The following is an 18678-nucleotide window of genomic DNA, read 5'->3' as shown; positions in this document are numbered from 1 at the left end:
CAGGCTCACTCAGATCAGATGATTACGCTTGGCAAAATCCCTCAGGTGCACCGACGCTTCCACGTTGAGTTTTTCAATCAAACGGGTCTTGTAGGTACTGACGGTCTTGTGGCTCAGGTGCATGATGTCGGCGATTACCTTGTTGCTCATGCCTCGGGCCAGATGCTGAAAGATGGCCAGTTCGCGGTCGGAGAGTGTGTCGATCATCTGTTTTTCACTGAGTTGCAACGTGTTCAGCGACACCGACGCACAGGGAAGCTGGGCGAAATAGGTATAACCGGCCATCACGGCGTGAACCGCTTTGTGCAAATGCTGCAACGTGTTGGTCTTGGCGACATAGGCCGCGGCACCGGCGCGCATGCACCGATCCTGATAAAACATAGGCTCCTGCGACGTGAAGACCAGCACTCGGCACGGCACCTGACTGGCGTGGATCCGCGCCAGCACATCCAGCCCGTCGCCACCGGGCATCACCAGATCCAGCACCACCAGATCGGGTGAATGCTCCCGGACAATCGATAAAACCTCGTTACCGCTGGACGCTTCGTATATTTGTTTGAAGCCTTCTTCTTTCAATACCATTTTGACCGCGGCACGGACCACCGGATGATCGTCTCCAACCAGTACTGACGGCACTGACTTCATGTCAACTTCCTGTGCAAAAAACACGACGATTGAGAACTCAATGCCCATGAGCCCGGCCCGGTTAAACGCACCGGCTGCGCAAAGACTTTTGCATGAAAATCCGGACGCAACTACCTGACAGAAATGACAGTGCCGACGAACGGGAGACGAGGATCGATGATCGCCATCAGCCGCTGGATGGACGGCAAATCAGGCAACGTCGCATGGCTCACCTGAACGGTCTGTTGATCGCAGGCAGGAATGGGCGGCAACTGCGCCTGCTGGCCGTCGTAGATCAAAGCGTGATGAACCTGTTGGTTATCGAGGAAGAAATCGAGCAGGTTCAACGCTCGACCCGCCAGCGATGCATTGATGACGACCAGATCAACTGGCTCGCAACCGTATTCGACCAGGGCCAATAGCTCTCCCAGGCTGTGCACCGGCGCTATCCGGTAGTAGTCGAGTTGATTGAACAACCGCTCAACCTTCATGCGGTGAAAATGCAGCTCGTCGGCGATCAGGATACGTATGGCTTTGTTCGACAACAGGGGCCCCCAGAAGGTGTCGGATTTGTGAGGGCGCAAGGCTACGGAAGACCTGTCGCGTTTTCTGTAGGACCTTTCCTAAATGAGCACCCTTTACTGCCAACCAAACCGGCGAATGTAGAAGCCTTTCACCGCGTGGGTCAGTGCCATGTACGCCAGCAAAATCACTGGCAAAAACACAAAGTACAGCGACGGCAGCGCCTGCGGTTTGAAGTAGTGCGCCAGTGGTCCCATCGGCAGGAAGATACCCACGGCCATAATGATCACGGTCATTACCATCAGTGGCATCGCCGCGCGGCTTCGCAGGAACGGAATCTTTGGCGTGCGGATCATGTGCACGATCAGGGTCTGGGTCAGCAGCCCGACCACGAACCAGCCGGACTGGAACAGGGTCTGGTGATCCGGGGTATTGGCGTCGAACACGTACCACATCAGGGCAAATGTGCTGATGTCGAAGATCGAGCTGATCGGTCCGAAGAACAGCATGAAACGCCCGACATCCGCCGGTTGCCAGCGCTGGGGTTTGCTGAGCATTTCTTCATCGACGTTATCGAACGGGATGGCGATCTGCGAAATGTCATAAAGCAGGTTCTGCACCAGCAGATGCAACGGCAGCATCGGCAGGAACGGAATGAACGCGCTGGCCACCAGCACCGAAAACACATTGCCGAAGTTCGAACTGGCGGTCATTTTGATGTACTTGAGCATGTGGCAAAGGTCCGGCGCCCTTCCAACACGCCCTCCTCCAGCACCATCAGGCTTTTTTCCAGCAGGATGATGTCCGCCGCTTCCTTGGCGATGTCCACCGCGCTGTCCACCGAAATACCGATATCAGCGGTGCGCAGCGCTGGCGCGTCGTTGATGCCGTCGCCCATGAAGCCGACGACATGACCGTTGCCCTTGAGCAGACGCACGATGCGTTCCTTGTGCGACGGCGTCAGTTTGGCGAAGACATTGGTGGACTCCACCGCCACCGCCAGTTCGGCGTCGCTCATGCGCTCGATGTCGTTGCCCATCAGCAGACCTTGCTGCTCCAGGCCGACTTCGCGGCAAATCTTCGCGGTCACCCGTTCGTTGTCGCCGGTCAGCACTTTCACCGCGACGCCGTGGGCGGCCAGCGCTTTGAGGGCTGGCCCGGTGCTTTCTTTGGGTGGATCGAGGAAGGCCACGTAACCGATCAGCGTCAGCGCCTGTTCGCGTGGAGACTGCCAGCACTTCTTCCACCGCGCCCTTGCAGATCAGCAAGGGCGAATGATCTCGCTCGGCGACCACCACCGACATCCGTCGGCGAGTGAAGTCGAACGGGATCTCGTCGACCTTGCAAAACGCCGTGCCGACTTTCAGTTCACGGTGGAGTTCCACGTGTTCGAGTACTGCCACGTCCAGCAGGTTTTTCAGGCCGGTCTGGTAGTAGCTGTTGAGGTAGGCCATTTCCAGCACGTCATCGGAGTCGTTGCCCCAGACATCGACATTGCGCGCCAGGAAGATCTTGCCCTGAGTCAGCGTGCCGGTCTTGTCGGTGCAGAGCACGTCCATGGCGCCGAAGTTCTGGATCGCGTCGAGGCGTTTGACGATGACTTTTTTGCGCGACAGGAACACCGCGCCCTTGGCCAGGGTCGAGGTGACGATCATCGGCAGCATTTCCGGGGTCAGGCCCACGGCAATCGACAGCGCGAACAGCAGCGCTTCGGTTCAGTCACCCTTGGTGAAGCCATTGATGAACAACACCAGCGGCGCCATGACGAACATAAAGCGGATCAGCAACCAGCTGACTTTGTTGACGCCGGTCTGGAATGAGGTGGGTGCGCGATCCGTAGCGCCGACCCGCTGGGCCAGGGCACCGAAATAGGTGTTGTTGCCGGTGGTGAGAATCACCGCCATGGCCGTGCCGGACACCACGTTGGTGCCCATGAACAGAATGTTGTCGAGGTCAAGCGGGTTGCGGGTGTCGCTGTCCTGTTGACGGGGGAATTTTTCCACCGGCATCGATTCGCCGGTCATCGCGGCCTGGCTGACGAACAAGTCCTTGGCGCCGAGCACCCGGCAATCGGCGGGGATCATGTCGCCGGCCGACAATACGATCAGATCGCCCGGTACTAACCGTTTGATTGGCAACTCGGTACGTGCCGCGTCCCGACGCAACACCGTGGCGGTGTTGCTCACCATTGCCTTGAGGGCATCGGCGGCCTGGTTGGATTTGGTTTCCTGCCAGAAGCGCAGCAAGGTCGAGAGCACCACCATGGAAAAAATCACGATGGCGGCTTTCATGTCCTCGGTCAGCCAGGAGATCACCGCGAGCAATGTCAGCAGCAGGTTGAACGGGTTTTTGTAGCAGTGCCACAGGTGAGTCCACCACGGCAGAGCCTGTTCGTGCTCGACTTCGTTGAGGCCGTATTGCGCGCGCAGTGCATCGGCTTCGAGCTCGCTCAAGCCATCGGTGTGGCTGCCGAGTTTGTCCAGCAGTTGGCCGGTGTCGCTGTTGGCGGCGCTTACCAGGGTTTGCGCCAGGGAGGGCGGCACCTCGCGGCTGACCGTGATGGCGGTGAAGTTTTCCAGCAGCGCCAGTCGACGGAAGTGTCGGGCGATGTGGCGGGTGCGCAGGAATCCGGCGAAGAATTCTTTGAGCAGGGTCAGGTTCATGGCAGTTCCCCAAGGGTCGGCCGGGAAACCTTCGAGCAGGCGTGTCGATACGCCGCGATGACGACGAAAAAGTCGAACATCACGCACGGTTCAGCGTCGATGAGAGGACGTCGGGAATCGGGCCAGGACTGGCCGCGTTCGGGATGCCGCTGCTCGCTTTTCGGCGAGACAACGGCACGAAAAGTGGCGCGTTATCTTGCCGGGAAGGTGCCGGTTATCGAAACCGGCCGACTACTGTCACTCGAACAAGTACCCACTGTGGGTCTCCGCTATTGATTGAAAACGCACGAAGCTTACGCCCCGATTTCTGGAGAGTAAACGATGCAAAGGCGTGGGATGGGGGAATCGCGAGGTTCTTCAGGAAGGGTTCAGGATTGCTGCGCAGATCGTTCCCACGCTCCGCGTGGGAATGCAGCCCGGGACGCTCCGCGTCCCATTCAAAGCCGAACGCGGAGCGTCCGTTGAGGCATTCCCACGCAGAGCGTGGGAACGATCAAGGTGTGGAGTCAGCTCGCGGTGGCTAGCAACAAATCCACCACCGAACGGCTGTGTCCACGGTTTTTGCCATGGTCATACAAAGAGCCGGCAATCTCATCGGCGCGGATCGGCAGGATCGACAGCAAGGTGTCGCTCAAGCCGTGGCTGGCCTGGCAGAAGCCCTGCATATAAATGCCAGCCTTGCAGCGCTCGTCAGTGATCAGTTTGTAGTTGCGATCGACTTCGAAATCACCCAGGTATTGCTCCAGCGGCGCCAGCAGTTTGCGGTGCATCTGGCGCTCGTAACCGGTGGCCAACACCACGGCGTCGTAATGACGGACCGTGACTTCACCCGTGGCGTTGTTGCGTACTGCCAACTCGATACCGCGCTCGGTGGCGGTGGCTTTTTCGATCGTGGTCAGGGTGCGGAACGCATGGCGCGCGATGCCCGACACTTTCTGACGATAGAAGATGCCGTAGATGCGTTCGATCAGGTCGATGTCCACCACCGAATAGTTGGTGTTGTGGTACTCGTTGACCAGTCGCTCGCGCTCGCTGTTCGCCTGCTGGAACACCAGGTCAGTGAACTCCGGCGAGAACACTTCGTTGACGAACGGGCTGTCGTCCGCCGGCTTCAGAGCCGAGCCGCGCAAGATCATGTCCACCTGTACCGAAGGGAAGCTGTCGTTCAGATCGATAAAGGCTTCCGCCGCGCTCTGCCCACCGCCGATGATCGCGATGCTCATCGGCTGATTGTTCACGCACGCCTGCTTGGCCATCTGCGCCAGGTACTGGGAGTGATGGAAGACGCCACTGTCACCCTTGAGTGCCTTGAACGCTTCGGGAATGCGCGGTGTGCCGCCAGCGCTGACCACCACCGAACGGGTGGTGCGAACGTGCTGTTGACCTTGGGAATCGCGCGAGATCACCCGCAGTGCTTCGACCTGCTGGTTGTGCAGCACCGGCTCGATGGTCAGCACTTCTTCGCCGTAACGGCTTTGCTCGGTGAATTGCCCGGCGACCCAGCGCAGGTAGTCGTTGTACTCCATACGGCACGGATAGAAGGTGCCGAGGTTGATGAAGTCCACCAGACGGCCGTGGTGCTTGAGGTAGTTAACGAACGAGTAAGGGCTGGTCGGATTGCGCAGGGTCACCAGGTCCTTGAGGAAGGAAATCTGCAACTCGCTCTGGGTCACCAGGGTGTTGCCGTGCCAGCGGTAGTCGGCCTGCTTGTCGAGAAACAGAACATCCAGCTCGCCCTGACTCGGCCCGCGCTCCTGCAGAGCGATGGCCAGCGCCAGGTTCGAAGGGCCGAAGCCGACGCCGATCAGGTCGTGAACGATGGGCGATGCAATTGCCTGTGTCATTTCCAGTGTCCTCTGGATGAACCCCTCTACTGCGGGGAATAAGCCTACGTGACCTGACCGGCCTTGAGCAGGACAGCAAGTCGTCTGTTGAAGGGAACGAGGACAATGAAACAAAATTTAACGCAATGTTGATGAAGCAGAAAAGATCAATGGGCATCCCATTGACGCATCCGCACACGGCAATGCTTCATCGCATTGACGATGTGTTTCTCCACCAGGGCCCTGGAAATACCCAGGTGTTGGGCGATCTCCGGGTGCGACAGGCCATCGATCTTGCGCAGCAGGAAACTCTCGCGACACAACCGTGGCAATTCCGCCAATGCACGCTGGAGCATCTCCAGGCGTTGACCGTGATCGAGGCTGTGGTGAGGCGATGGGGTGAAGTAGCGCTCTTCGTTGTCGAGCACTTCCAGCGATTCGACCTGACGCAGGGCATTGCGCCGATGGTCGTCGATCACCAGATTGAGCGCGGTGCGATACAGGAACGCCCGAGGCTGCTCGATCGGCGTGTCGCTGGAACGCTCCAGTACCCGCAGATAAGCGTCATGCACCACATCTTCGGCCACCTGACGGTTGCCCAGCTTGGCGTTCAAAAAACACACCAGCTCGCGATAGTAGTTTTCCAACATGACTCCCGGCCGCAGGGGTGCGGTTTCTGTCCTTGAGCCAGATCGACGACCGCCGACATAGGCAGTGGCACGATAGTGGCAGTTCGAGGCGCGTAATTTATAGTAATTCTCATATAGATTTAAAGTGTTGCTTCACCTTGCCCGACAAATAGTCTTGAACTGTGGGAGCGTCGTCGCCTAAATTTCCTGCCACTTTCCTCGTTTACAGGACAGCTCCCCGTCCCTATTCAACGGTTTTGAACGACGGGCCGATATTCATTGGCCGGAACCCTGCATGAAACGTCCCCGACAGACCCGACGCGCACTGCTTGTAGCACTTTGTCTGATCCCCGTTATCGCCGTGGCCGCCTGGCGGATCATCCCGCCCGGCCGCGACCAGTTCGCCACCGTTCAGGTCACCCGCGCCGACATCGAAAGCAGCGTCACCGCGCTGGGCACTCTGCAACCTCGCCGCTATGTCGACGTGGGTGCCCAAGCGTCCGGGCAGATCCACAAGATCCACGTGGAAGTAGGTGACACCGTCAAGGATGGCCAGTTGCTGGTGGAAATCGATCCCTCCACGCAGCAGGCCAAACTCGACGCCGGGCGTTTCTCCATCGAAAACCTCAAGGCACAGCTGCAGGAGCAATGGGCGCAGCACGACCTCGCCCGGCAGAAATTCCAGCGCCAGCAGAACCTCAAGGCCGGTGGCGCCACCCGTGAAGAAGATGTGCAGACCGCCCAGGCCGAACTGCGCGCCACCCAGGCCCGTATCGACATGTTCCAGGCGCAGATCCGCCAGGCCCAGGCCAGTCTGCGCAGCGATCAGGCGGAACTCGGTTACACGCGAATTTATGCGCCCATGAGCGGAACCGTCGTTGCACTCGACGCCCGTGAGGGCCAGACCCTCAACGCCCAGCAGCAGACGCCACTGATTCTGCGCATCGCCAGGTTGTCGCCGATGACCGTCTGGGCCGAGGTGTCGGAAGCCGACATCGGTCACGTCAAACCCGGCATGACCGCCTGGTTCACCACCCTCAGCGGCGGCAACCGTCGCTGGAACAGCACCGTGCGGCAAATTCTGCCCGTGACGCCCAAGCCACTGGACCAAACCAGCCAAGGTGGCGGCAGCCCGGCCAGTTCGAGTAAAAGCGGCAGCGCTCGCGTGGTGCTGTACACCGTACTGCTGGACGTCGACAACGCCGACAACGCGCTGATGGCGGAAATGACCACACAAGTATTCTTCGTCGCTGAGCAGGCGAAAAACGTCCTCACCGCGCCCATCGCGGCCCTGCAAGTCGGCGCTCAAACCCACAATCAGACCGACAGTCAGACCGCGCAGGTCGTCACCAAAAATGGCCGCATCGAGCAGCGCGACGTACGCACCGGCATCAGCGATCGCCTGCGGGTGCAGGTCCTCGACGGCTTGCAGGAAGGCGATCACCTGTTGATCGGCCCGGCCGACGGGAGTGGCGGCTGAATGCAGACGCCCCTGATTGACCTGCAGGACATCCGCAAAGCCTACGGCGGCGGCGACTCACCAGAAGTTCACGTGTTGCGCGGCATCGACCTGTCGATCCATGCCGGGGAGTTCGTGGCGATCGTCGGTGCCTCCGGCTCCGGCAAGTCGACGCTGATGAATATCCTCGGCTGCCTCGACCGTCCGACCTCGGGCGAGTACCGCTTCGCCGGCGAAAACGTCGCCGCACTCGACAGCGACGAACTGGCCTGGCTGCGCCGCGAAGCCTTTGGTTTTGTCTTTCAGGGTTATCACCTGATCCCGTCCGGCTCGGCCCAGGAAAACGTCGAGATGCCGGCCATCTACGCCGGCACGCCGGCCGCCGAACGCCACGCCCGCGCTGCCGCCCTGCTCGACCGTCTCGGCCTGGCTTCACGCACCGGCAATCGTCCGCACCAGCTCTCCGGCGGCCAGCAACAACGGGTGTCGATCGCCCGCGCCTTGATGAACGGCGGCCACATCATCCTCGCCGACGAACCCACCGGCGCCCTCGACAGCCACAGCGGTGCCGAGGTCATGGCCCTGCTCGACGAACTGGCGAGCCAGGGCCACGTGGTGATCCTCATCACCCACGACCGCGAAGTGGCGGCGCGGGCCAAACGCATCATCGAAATTCGCGACGGGCTGATCATCAGCGACAGCGCCCGGGACAACCCCGAAGTACAGGCGTCGGCCAATCCCGGCGCGCTGCAAGCGGTGGACTTGCGCAAGCGCCTCACCGAAGGCGCCGAAGCCACCGGGGCCTGGAAAGGCGAACTGGTCGATGCCGTGCAAGCCGCGTGGCGGGTGATGTGGATCAACCGCTTTCGCACCGCGCTGACGTTGCTAGGGATCATCATCGGCGTCGCGTCGGTGGTGGTGATGCTGGCGGTGGGTGAAGGCAGCAAGCGCCAGGTGATGGCGCAAATGGGCGCGTTCGGTTCCAACATCATTTACCTCAGCGGCTCGTCGCCAAACCCGCGAACACCACTGGGCATCGTCACCCTGGATGACGTCGCAGCGGTGGCGAGCCTGCCCCAAGTGATGCGTATCATGCCGGTCAATGGCCAGGAGGCCGGGGTGCGTTTCGGCAACCTCGACCACTTGAGTTACGTCGGCGGCAACGACACCAACTTCCCGAACATCTTCAACTGGCCGGTGGTGGAAGGCAGCTATTTCACTCAAGACGATGAACGTAATGCGGCGGCGGTCGCGGTGATTGGCCACAAGGTGCGGACCAAGTTGCTCAAGGACGTCGCCAACCCGATCGGCCAGTACATCCTGATTGAGAACGTGCCGTTCCAGGTGGTCGGCGTGCTTGCCGAAAAAGGCGCCAGCTCCGGCGACTCCGACAGCGACGACCGCATCGCCATTCCGTATTCCGCTGCGAGTGTGCGGCTGTTCGGCACCCACAATCCCGAATACGTGGCCATCGCCGCCGCCGATGCGCGCAAGGTCAAGGAGACCGAAAAAGCCATCGAGCAATTGATGCTGCGATTGCACAACGGCAAAAAGGATTTCGAACTGACCAACAACGCGGCAATGATTCAAGCCGAGGCACGCACGCAAAATACCCTGTCGTTGATGCTCGGCTCGATTGCCGCGATTTCGTTGCTGGTGGGCGGCATCGGCGTGATGAACATCATGCTCATGACCGTGCGCGAACGGACACGTGAGATCGGTATCCGCATGGCCACCGGCGCGCGCCAACGCGACATCCTGCGCCAGTTCCTCACCGAAGCGGTGATGCTTTCGGTGGTCGGCGGGCTCGCCGGGATCGCCCTGGCGCTGATCGTCGGCGGCGTGCTGATCCTCAGCGAAGTCGCTGTCGCGTTCTCCTTGATAGCGGTGCTCGGCGCCTTCGGCTGCGCCCTGGTCACCGGTGTTGTCTTCGGCTTCATGCCGGCCCGCAAAGCTGCCCGACTCGACCCGGTCACGGCCCTTACCAGTGAATGATCTCTCCATGAAGCCGCAACTCAGTCTGCTGACCCTCTGCCTGCTGCTCGGCGCCTGCGGCAGTCCCGCCCAGCGCCCGGACAGCGGCCTCCAGCCGCCCGCCTCCTGGCAGTCGCCGCATACCGCCAATGCCACACGCAGCAACCTGCAATGGTGGACGCAGTTTGGCAGCCCCGAGCTTGATCGCCTGATCGAACAGGCCCGGGTCGGCAGTTACGATTTGGCCGCCGCCATCGCCCGGGTGCGCCAGGCTCGGGCTGAAACGGTCGTTGTCGGTGGTTCGCTGCTACCCGAAGTCAAAGGTGCCCTGAACGCCAATCGGGAAAAACTATTGCGCGGCAACGGCTACAGCCAGCTTGATGCCGACAGCGACAACAAGGCCGTCGATTACTTCAACGCCAGCCTCAGCGCCAGTTACGAAATCGATTTCTGGGGCGGTCAAAGCGCTTCCCGTGAAGGCGCACAATTCGGTTTGCAGGCGAGTGAGTTCGATCAGGCGACCGTGGAATTGACGCTGCTCAGCGGCGTCGCCAACAGTTACGCGCAAAGCTTGTCGTTGCGTGAGCAAAGTCGCATTGCCGAGTTGAATCTGGCGAACGCGCAGAATGTTTTGAAACGGGTGCAGACGCGTTTTGACTCAGGCTCGGCGACGGCGCTGGAATTGGCGCAGCAGAAAAGTCTGGTCGCCGCACAACAACGACAATTGCCGCTGGTGCAGCAACAGGCTCAGGACGCGCAGATCAGTCTTGCCGCCCTGCTCGGCCGGCCGATACAGGAATTGTCTTTGGGCCAGGAACGCTTTGATCAACTGTCATGGCCAACCATCGCTGCCGGTGTGCCCAGTGAACTGATCAGCCGTCGACCGGACATCGCCCGTGCCGAAGCACAACTGGCCGCCGCACAGGCCGACGTCACCGTCGCCCGCGCCGCCATGCTGCCGGCCGTGACCCTGAGCGCAGACATCGGCTCCGGTGCCGACCGCGCAGCCGACATCCTGCGCAGTCCGTTCTACAACCTGACCGCTGGATTGCTCGCGCCAGTCTTCAACAATGGGCGCCTGAGTGCCGAGCGCGACAAGGCCACGGCCCGCCAGGAAGAACTGCTGGAGACGTATCGCGGGGCGATCATCAATGGGTTCGCCGATGTGGAAAAAGCCCTCAACAGCATTCGCGGACTGGACGAACAGCGGCAGTGGCAAGGTGAAGAACTGAACCAGGCGCAGACGGCATTCAACATTGCGCAAAGCCGTTATCAGGCCGGAGCCGAGGATTTGCTGACGGTGCTGGAGACGCAGCGCACGCTGTATGCGGCGCAGGATTTGAATGTGCAGCTGCGGTTGTCGCGGTTGCAGGCGAGTATTGCGTTGTACAAGGCGCTGGGTGGGGGGTGGCAGACACTGTAATTGATCGTTCCCACGCGCCGCGTGGGAATGCAGCCCGGGACGCTCTGCGTCCCATCGAGAGCCGAACGCGGAGCGTCCGTTGAGGCATTCCCACGCAGAGCGTGGGAACGATCATGTGACGACCGGTTTGGCCTTCAAATGCCGCGCATACCAAGGCCGCTGCGGCACCTTGCGGAACAAATCCTCCAGCTTCTTCTCGTCATCCCCAAAGGTAATCCGCAACGCCAGCTTCATGGTTTCCGGGTCCATCTCGACCGACTTGCCGGTCTGTAACCCCGGCGTAGTGCTGCAACCATGAGTGCTCGGGCCGAGCCACGGGTCGTCGATCTCGACCCAACGTCCCGGCGCAAACCAAGGCACACCCTTCACCTCAAGCCGACTGACCTCCCCCGGATGAAAACGCTCATGCGCGCGGAACCAGTCTTCCAGACGATCGTCGATCCAGCCATGGAAGTGCCAGAACACCGGGTTGACGTGGGACGAAAACGGATCGCCTAGGAAGTCGTTTTCCGGAGCAAACCAGCGAGCGGAAAAGTCCGCCGGATCCCGGGCAAACGGCACCGGCTGACCGTTGGACGGATCACGCGGCACCGAGGCCCAACGCATGTGCAGCCAGTCGTGCAGCCCCAATTCCACCTCTGAACCGAACTGACCCAGGGTCAATGTCGACAGATAACGCGGATCGCGGTACTGCGACTCCCAGACCTGGAAATTGCTGTGGTAGGTCTCGGCGGTCTTGATGTCGCTGACCCATTGCGAGTACTCGGCATCGTCATCGGCCAGCCAGGTCGGCGGCAGCGCGGTGCCGTCGTGGTTGTCGAAATAATCGGCAAACCCGAGTCGATCCCGCGCCAGTTCCGGCTGTGGCAACGGGAAATGCGGCCAGGACGGCAAGTCCTGCAGGGAGCGCGCCGTGCCGAGCATGTGCCGGTGCATGAAGAAAAAATCCACCCCCGAGCCGTTGCGATCCTTGCGCGCGCCACGGGCATCACGCTCCTTGTCTCGCGGGCCAGGCTGCCAACCAATGCCGCGAAGGGCTGCGCGCTTGTCTTCGGACAGTGTGTGCCATTTGTCCCGGGAGGCATGCCAGAGCTGGTGGAACAGTCGATGCCCGGGCGAAATCAGCCAGGCCAGCAGCGTCGGATTGAGGCCGGTTCGCTCGCGGGCTTCGGGGAACACGCGCTTGACGGCAATGAAGCGATTGTCCTGCGCCGTCAACATCAACGGACGGTCCAGATTCAACACCCGACCACTGAGGGTGCCGCTGCCGGCGTTGCCGAAACCGGCCCAGACCTCGTCCAGCGCCATGCTGAATTCATAGTCCGCTGTGCCGCTGGCGCTGAGCAGTCGCCAGCGCAACTGCGCCGGGTTGGCGCCGGCCAGGTCGCCGAGCACCCGATAACGCGGCGCTTCGCTCGAACGCAAACGTTCGGCGGTGTCGAGGAACCCGCTCAAGCCGCGACCTTTGTGACCGATGTCGAGAAACACCTCCAGCCCGTCCCGTGGCAGGCCTTCGATGCCAGCGTCAGGCCCCTCGAAACGAATCTGCCAGACACCGCGCAAGGTGTTCGCCAAGTGCTGGCCAGCGACATCCGCGACATCGAACGAAGCTTCGCCGGGGGTGATCGTCGGATCCGGTTTCGTCCATTCACGATGCCCATAAAAAGCCGCAGGCACCGCGGCGCCGGTCAGCGCCAGGCCTGCCATGAACCATCGTCGAGAAATCGTCATTGCCCTACCTGTGTCAGCCATGAAGCAGGCTTTATCCAAGCTAGAACGTTTGTTGCCACCGAAAATTTATGATGCCCCCGAAAGATCGTTCCCACGCTCTGCGTGGGAACGATCACCATGGTGTCAGCACAAACACCTAAATTCTCTCGTCGGTCACTCGTTCTTCCCAGATAGCAAAGGCCCCTGCGCCTGCCCCCCAACGGCGAACCTGACTGAGACGGCAATGACAAAACCACGTTCGAAAAAGGCGCTTTACATCGGCCTGCCGCTGGCCCTGGCGATCAGCGCCGGTGCAGGCTTTGCGGCCTGGGATTACGGGTTCAAGGACAATCCCGGTTACTCGGTCAAGGTAATGAAACAGGCCGATGAGTTGCACGAGCGGATCCTTTCCTTCGACAGCCACGTCACCGTTCCGCTGGACTTCGGCACCGCCGGCAATGAAGCCGACAAGGACGGCACCGGGCAGTTCGACCTGGTCAAGTCCGCACGCGGACGCCTGTCCGGTGCGGCCCTGACAATCTTCGGCTGGCCGGAAATCTGGAACGGCGAAAACGCCCCGCACCGCCCAACCGCCGGTTTTGTCGACGAAGCACGGTTCGAGCAGGAAACCCGCTACAAAATCATCAGTACCCTGGTTCGTGACTTCCCCAATCAGGTCGCCATCGCCTACACCCCCGACGATTTCCGCCGCCTGCACGGCGAAGGCAAGTTCGCGATTTTCATGAGCATGCTCAACGCCTATCCGCTGGGCAACGACCTGAATGCCCTGGACAAATGGGCGGCCCGGGGCATGCGCATGTTCGGCTTCAGTTACGTGGGCAACAACGCCTGGGCAGATTCGTCCCGGCCGTTGCCGTTTTTCAATGACTCGCGGGACGCCCTCGGCGGCCTCTCGGAGATTGGCAAACAAGCCGTGCACCGCCTCAACGACCTCGGCGTGATCATCGATGTTTCGCAGATGTCGACCAAGGCACTGGAGCAAGTCGCCCAGCTGAGCCGTGCACCCATGGTCGCTTCCCACTCCGCGCCACGCGGGCTGGTGGACATCCCGCGCAACCTCAGCGATCAGGAAATGCAGTTGATCAAAAACAGCGGCGGCGTGGTACAGATTGTCGGTTTCCCGACCTACATCCGCCCACTCAGCCAGGCCACCCAGGACAAACTCAACGCCCTGCGCGCACGCTTCGACCTGCAACCGTTGCAAGGCCTGGAGATGGCGCTGATGCCGGGGGATCCGGTGATCACCGTCTGGTCCGAACAACGCTTCGGCGAATACGCCAGCCAGCTCTACGCCATCGTCGACGAGGAGCCCAAGGCCACGCTCAAGGACTACGGCGACGCGATCGACTACGCGGTGAAGAAAATCGGCATCGACCACGTCGGCATCAGTTCCGACTTCAACGATGGCGGCGGCCTGGACGGCTGGAAAGACGTCAGCGAGGCCCGCAACGTGACCGCCGAGCTGATCAGCCGCGGCTACGGCGAAACTGATATCGCCAAGCTCTGGGGCGGCAATTTCCTGCGGGTCTGGGACCAGGTGCAAAAATCGTCCAAGCCTGTCGCCAAGAACTGATCCCCTCTTTTGCAAAAGCGAATCGAGCTCATGACCAACCGTCGTTCATTCCTCAAGCAGGCCGGTATTCTCGCGGCCAGCCTGCCCTTGGGCGCAGCCGTGAACCTGCCGGCGCTGGCCGCCAATCCGGCGCCGCTGCCGAAGGATAAATGGGCGCAACTGCGCCAGATGTTCAATCAGGACCCGGATTACCTGCACTTCGCCAATTTTCTGGTGACCTCACACCCAAGACCGGTGCGTGAAGCCATCGACATGCACCGCGCCAACCTCGACCGTAATCCCGGTCGGGCCATGGACTGGGACCTGGGGGAAACCGAAAAGCGCGAGCAAGCAGTGCGCGTCTGGGCCGGTCGCTACCTCAAGGCCAAGCCCGAGCAAATCGCCCTCACCGGCAGCACCACCGAAGGCCTGTCGCTGATTTATGGCGGCATTCATGTGCGCCCCGACCAGGAAATCCTCACCAGCGAACACGAACATTACGCCACCAACTACGCCTTGGCGTACCGCCAGCAAAAGGACGGCGTCAAGGTTCGCAAGCTCAAGTTGTTCGAGAACAGTCACACCCTTTCAGTGGATGAAGTGCTGGGTTCGATCGCCAAAGGCATTCGCCCTGAAACCCGAGTGCTCGGCATGACGTGGGTGCAATCGGGCAGCGGTGTGAAACTGCCGATTGGCGAGATCGGCAAACTGGTGGACGAACATAATCGCAACCGCGAGGACAAGGACCGCATCCTGTATGTAGTGGACGGCGTCCATGGCTTCGGCGTCGAGGACCTCGACTTCCCCGACATGCACTGCGATTTCTTCATTGCCGGCACCCACAAATGGATGTTCGGCCCGCGCGGTACCGGGATCATCTGCGCGCGTTCGGCCGAACTCAAGGACGTGACGCCGACCATCCCGACGTTCTCCGAAGCCACCACCTTCTCGACCCTCATGACCCCCGGCGGCTATCACAGCTTTGAGCATCGCTGGGCCCTGAACGAAGCCTTCAAGCTGCACCTGGAGCTGGGCAAGGCCGAGGTCCAGGCGCGCATCCACGCGCTCAATACCTACGCAAAAAACCGTCTGCTGGAGCACCCGCAGATCGAAACAGTGACGCCAAAAAGTCCAGACCTGTCGGCCGGTTTTACCTTCTTCCGGATCAAGGACCGGGACTGCGAAAAAGTCGCCGTCCAGCTGATGGAAAACCGCGTGGTCTGCGACTCGGTGGACCGCGACGTCGGCCCGGTGATCCGCATCGCCCCCGGCCTGCTCAACACCGAAAACGATATCGACCGTTTCATGGCCGTGTTGAGCAAGAGCCTGTGATTTCCTTTAATCGAGATGACTCATGAACCGTGATCTGCTGACTCTGACGCTGACTGCCCTCCTCGCAGGACTGCTGCCGACCGCCGCCCAGGCCGCCGCACCGGCGCAACCAGGCAAAGTGTTCAAGGACTGCCGGGGCTGCCCGGAAATGGTTGTGCTGCCGGCTGGCACCTTCACCATGGGTACGCCGGACGACGAAGTCGGGCGCGAGCCTGATGAAAGTCCGATGTACGAGGTAACCTTTGCCAAACCGTTCGCCATGAGCCGCTTCCAGGTCACCGCCGGCGAATGGGACAGCTACGTACGCGAAAGTGGCGTGACCATCGCCAATGGCGACACCCGGCCGGGTCGCGAGTGCGTCGCCAGCAAGCCGCGCTATCCGCAGAGCCCGCGTCAACCGGCGGTGTGCATGAACTTCGACGACGTCAAAAACTATGTCACCTGGCTGTCGAAAAAGACCGGGCAGACGTACCACATGGTCAGCGAAGCCCAACGCGAATATGCCGCGCGTGGCGGCAGCAAAGGGCCGTTCCCCTTCCCGTTCGATGAAGGCAAGGAATACAGCATCGCCAAGCACGCCAATACGTATGGCCCCGCGGACGGTTACAGCTACAGCTCGCCAGTGGGCAGCTACCCGCCGAACGCCTTCGGCCTGTACGACATGCACGGCAACGTCTACGAATGGGTCGAAGACTGCGAACACCCTGATTACGTCGGTGCCCCCACCGATGGCAGCGCCTGGGTCGAGCCCACGTGCGAAGCCGTGCGGATTCGCGGCAACGACTGGGGTGAAGCGCCGGTGTTCTCGCGCTCCGGCAACCGCAACAGCCAGTACCCGCAAGAGCGCGGCGACTGGATGGGATTCCGTATCGTGCGTGACCTTTAAGCTTTCTGGTGTTGATCGTTCCCACGCTCCGCGTGGGAATGCCGCCAGGGACGCTCCGCGTTCCGCTGGTGAATGTGACGCAGAGCGTCACGGGATGCATTCCCACGCGGAGCGTGGGAACGATCATCAGGCACGCAGTTATTATCGGATCGCCACCAATCGGCGACCTTGTAAATTAAGCCTTCCACCAGACGTTCTACTGGGTATCTGCCTTTACGACCCAAGGAACTGTCTTCCATGACCCAGCCTACCCGTGGTGCCATCGGCGAGTTGTTCGCCCTGTTGAAACCCTTTCGGCTCATCGTCGCCGCGTCCATTTTCCTGGGCATGGTCGGCGGCCTGAGCGTCACGGTATTGCTGGCGACCATCAACAACGCCCTGCATTCGGACACCGGCCTGACCCAGGGCGTCGTCGCCCTGTTCGCCGGGTTGTGCTTGCTGGCACTGGCCAGTTCGATCTGTTCGGACATCGGCACCAACTATGTGGGCCAGCACATCATCGCCAAACTGCGTAAACAGTTGGGTGAAAAGGTTCTCTCGGCACCGATCGAACACATCGAGCGCTATCGCAGCCACCGGTTGATTCCGGTGCTGACCCACGACGTCGACACCATCAGCGACTTCGCTTTCGCCTTTGCGCCGCTGGCCATTTCCGTCACCGTGACCCTGGGCTGCATGGGCTACCTGGCCATTCTGTCGTGGCCGATGTTCCTGATCATGGTCGCCGCGATCCTGATCGGCACCGCTATTCAGGCTTACGCTCAGAGCAAAGGAGTGCAGGGTTTCATGGCTGCCCGTGAGGCCGAAGATGAACTGCAAAAGCACTACAACGCGATTGCCGAAGGTGCCAAGGAACTGCGCATTCATCGTCCACGCCGCCAGCGCATGTTCGTCTCGGGCATAAAGGCAACGGCCGAGTTCATCTGCAACACTCAGGTGCGCTCGATCAACACCTTCGTCATTGCCAAGACGTTCGGCTCGATGCTGTTCTTTGTGGTGATCGGCCTGGCCCTGGCCCTGCAAACCTTTTGGCCGAGTGCCGACAAAACCGTGATGAGCGGCTTCGTGCTGGTGCTGCTGTACATGAAAGGTCCGCTGGAGCATTTGATCAGCACCTTGCCAATCGTCAGCCGCGCGCAGATCGCCTTCCGCCGCATCGCCGAACTCTCGGAGCAGTTTTCCACCCCGGAACCTCACCTGCTGCTGAGTGATAAAGGCAACGTCAAACAAGCGGTACACGAACTGAAACTGGCCGATGTGCGTTTCAGCTTCCCGGCTGCCGAAGGTGCTGCGCCATTCCAGCTCGGGCCGGTGAACCTGACGATCAAGCAAGGCGACATCACCTTTATTGTCGGCGAGAACGGCTGCGGCAAGACCACGCTGATCAAGCTGCTGCTGGGCCTGTACACACCGCAACAGGGCGAAATCCGCGTCAACGGCGAAGCGATCGACGCGCAGAACCGCGATGACTATCGCCAGTTGTTCACCACCATCTTTGCCGACTATTACCTGTTCGATGATGTGGTCCAGGGCGATCAGCACATCCCCGAAGATGCGAACCAATACCTGCAACGGCTGGAGATCGCGCACAAGGTCAGCGTCAAGGACGGCAACTTCACCACCACCGACCTCTCCACCGGCCAGCGCAAACGCCTGGCCCTGGTCAATGCCTGGCTGGAGGAACGTCCGGTGCTGGTGTTCGATGAATGGGCGGCCGATCAGGACCCGACCTTCCGCCGGATTTTCTACACCGAGTTGCTGCCGGACCTCAAACGTCTGGGCAAGACCATCATCGTGATCTCCCACGATGACCGTTATTTCGACGTGGCGGACCAACTGGTGCGCATGGAAAGCGGACGGGTCGTCACCGAGTTGGCCCCCGCCTGACAACCCGGCCCCCGTAGGAGCCAGCGGTGCGGCGATCCGACTTGCCGGCGAAAGCGATCTTGAGGACGCCTTCGCCGGCAAGCCTGGCTCCTACAACCACCTTTCGACATTTATTTTTCCGGTTTCTTTCCGGTTTTTCGTTCGTGCTGCGTCTAATAATCATTCCTATTAAC

General features: G+C 60.7%; 12 protein-coding genes and 1 pseudogene. 7 read left to right on the top strand and 6 right to left on the bottom strand.

The genetic code is table 11. The features are described from left to right. Positions 1 to 9: 9 nt before the first annotated feature. The 5 genes and pseudogenes from ACYZT3_RS09785 to ACYZT3_RS09765 form a co-directional block, all read right to left on the bottom strand. A complete protein-coding gene (locus ACYZT3_RS09785; RefSeq protein WP_462031979.1) occupies positions 10 to 645 on the bottom strand; it encodes a response regulator in 636 nt (211 codons plus the stop codon). Between the two features lie 110 nt (positions 646 to 755). After that, positions 756 to 1169 carry a response regulator gene (locus ACYZT3_RS09780; RefSeq protein WP_462031978.1) on the bottom strand — a complete coding sequence of 138 codons (414 nt, stop codon included), beginning with the start codon at positions 1167 to 1169 and terminating at the stop codon, positions 756 to 758. Between the two features lie 93 nt (positions 1170 to 1262). After that, positions 1263 to 3809, bottom strand: a pseudogene (mgtA, locus tag ACYZT3_RS09775) (magnesium-translocating P-type ATPase). A gap of 506 nt (positions 3810 to 4315) precedes the next feature. Continuing rightward, entirely contained in the window at positions 4316 to 5653 is a 1338-nt protein-coding gene (locus ACYZT3_RS09770; RefSeq protein ID WP_462031977.1) for a lysine N(6)-hydroxylase/L-ornithine N(5)-oxygenase family protein, read from the bottom strand. 146 nt (positions 5654 to 5799) lie between these two features. Continuing rightward, entirely contained in the window at positions 5800 to 6282 is a 483-nt protein-coding gene (locus ACYZT3_RS09765) for a sigma-70 family RNA polymerase sigma factor (RefSeq protein ID WP_282378534.1), read from the bottom strand. A gap of 274 nt (positions 6283 to 6556) precedes the next feature. Here ACYZT3_RS09765 and ACYZT3_RS09760 point away from each other — a divergent pair, with 274 nt between their 5' ends. The 3 genes from ACYZT3_RS09760 to ACYZT3_RS09750 are packed head-to-tail and all read left to right on the top strand — an operon-like array spanning position 6557 to position 11117. After that, the gene (locus ACYZT3_RS09760) at positions 6557 to 7741 is read left to right on the top strand and encodes an efflux RND transporter periplasmic adaptor subunit (RefSeq protein ID WP_462031976.1); all 1185 of its coding nucleotides are present in this window, start codon (positions 6557 to 6559) and stop codon (positions 7739 to 7741) included. Next, complete coding sequence (locus ACYZT3_RS09755; protein WP_462031975.1) at positions 7742 to 9715, top strand: MacB family efflux pump subunit; 1974 nt, start codon at positions 7742 to 7744, stop codon at positions 9713 to 9715. Between the two features lie 7 nt (positions 9716 to 9722). After that, the gene (locus ACYZT3_RS09750; RefSeq protein ID WP_462031974.1) at positions 9723 to 11117 is read left to right on the top strand and encodes an efflux transporter outer membrane subunit; all 1395 of its coding nucleotides are present in this window, start codon (positions 9723 to 9725) and stop codon (positions 11115 to 11117) included. A 111-nt stretch (positions 11118 to 11228) separates the two neighbouring features. Here the strand turns inward: ACYZT3_RS09750 and pvdP are convergent, their stop codons facing one another. Next, a complete protein-coding gene (gene pvdP / locus ACYZT3_RS09745) occupies positions 11229 to 12848 on the bottom strand; it encodes a pyoverdine maturation tyrosinase PvdP (RefSeq protein ID WP_282378525.1) in 1620 nt (539 codons plus the stop codon). A 223-nt stretch (positions 12849 to 13071) separates the two neighbouring features. On the opposite strand from pvdP, the gene pvdM reads away from it, so the two are divergent. From pvdM to ACYZT3_RS09725, 4 genes are all read left to right on the top strand, one after another. Next, positions 13072 to 14421 carry a pyoverdine-tailoring dipeptidase-like protein PvdM gene (pvdM, locus tag ACYZT3_RS09740; RefSeq protein WP_462031973.1) on the top strand — a complete coding sequence of 450 codons (1350 nt, stop codon included), beginning with the start codon at positions 13072 to 13074 and terminating at the stop codon, positions 14419 to 14421. A gap of 30 nt (positions 14422 to 14451) precedes the next feature. Further along, complete coding sequence (pvdN, locus tag ACYZT3_RS09735) at positions 14452 to 15732, top strand: pyoverdine-tailoring periplasmic protein PvdN (protein WP_462031972.1); 1281 nt, start codon at positions 14452 to 14454, stop codon at positions 15730 to 15732. A 22-nt stretch (positions 15733 to 15754) separates the two neighbouring features. Further along, entirely contained in the window at positions 15755 to 16618 is an 864-nt protein-coding gene (gene pvdO / locus ACYZT3_RS09730) for a dihydropyoverdine dehydrogenase (protein WP_462031971.1), read from the top strand. A 237-nt stretch (positions 16619 to 16855) separates the two neighbouring features. Beyond that, on the top strand, positions 16856 to 18505 hold the full coding sequence (locus ACYZT3_RS09725) for a cyclic peptide export ABC transporter (protein WP_282378515.1): 1650 nt from the start codon (positions 16856 to 16858) through the stop codon (positions 18503 to 18505). Positions 18506 to 18678: the final 173 nt, after the last annotated feature.

The sequence above is a fragment of the Pseudomonas sp. MDT1-16 genome (assembly GCF_054898115.1).
Note: the sequence above shows the minus strand (reverse complement) of the source record. Positions and strands in the feature narration are given on the sequence as shown.

Excerpts from the sequence above, each read along its gene's own strand:
- ACYZT3_RS09765 (WP_282378534.1), bottom strand. The coding sequence starts at position 6,282 with ATGTTGGAAAACTACTATCGCGAGCTGGTGTGTTTTTTGAACGCCAAG.
- ACYZT3_RS09750 (WP_462031974.1), top strand. The coding sequence starts at position 9,723 with ATGAAGCCGCAACTCAGTCTGCTGACCCTCTGCCTGCTGCTCGGCGCC.
- ACYZT3_RS09755 (WP_462031975.1), top strand. The coding sequence starts at position 7,742 with ATGCAGACGCCCCTGATTGACCTGCAGGACATCCGCAAAGCCTACGGC.
- pvdO (WP_462031971.1), top strand. The coding sequence starts at position 15,755 with ATGAACCGTGATCTGCTGACTCTGACGCTGACTGCCCTCCTCGCAGGA.
- pvdN (WP_462031972.1), top strand. The coding sequence starts at position 14,452 with ATGACCAACCGTCGTTCATTCCTCAAGCAGGCCGGTATTCTCGCGGCC.
- ACYZT3_RS09785 (WP_462031979.1), bottom strand. The coding sequence starts at position 645 with ATGAAGTCAGTGCCGTCAGTACTGGTTGGAGACGATCATCCGGTGGTC.
- ACYZT3_RS09725 (WP_282378515.1), top strand. The coding sequence starts at position 16,856 with ATGACCCAGCCTACCCGTGGTGCCATCGGCGAGTTGTTCGCCCTGTTG.
- pvdP (WP_282378525.1), bottom strand. The coding sequence starts at position 12,848 with ATGACGATTTCTCGACGATGGTTCATGGCAGGCCTGGCGCTGACCGGC.
- ACYZT3_RS09770 (WP_462031977.1), bottom strand. The coding sequence starts at position 5,653 with ATGACACAGGCAATTGCATCGCCCATCGTTCACGACCTGATCGGCGTC.
- ACYZT3_RS09760 (WP_462031976.1), top strand. The coding sequence starts at position 6,557 with ATGAAACGTCCCCGACAGACCCGACGCGCACTGCTTGTAGCACTTTGT.
- pvdM (WP_462031973.1), top strand. The coding sequence starts at position 13,072 with ATGACAAAACCACGTTCGAAAAAGGCGCTTTACATCGGCCTGCCGCTG.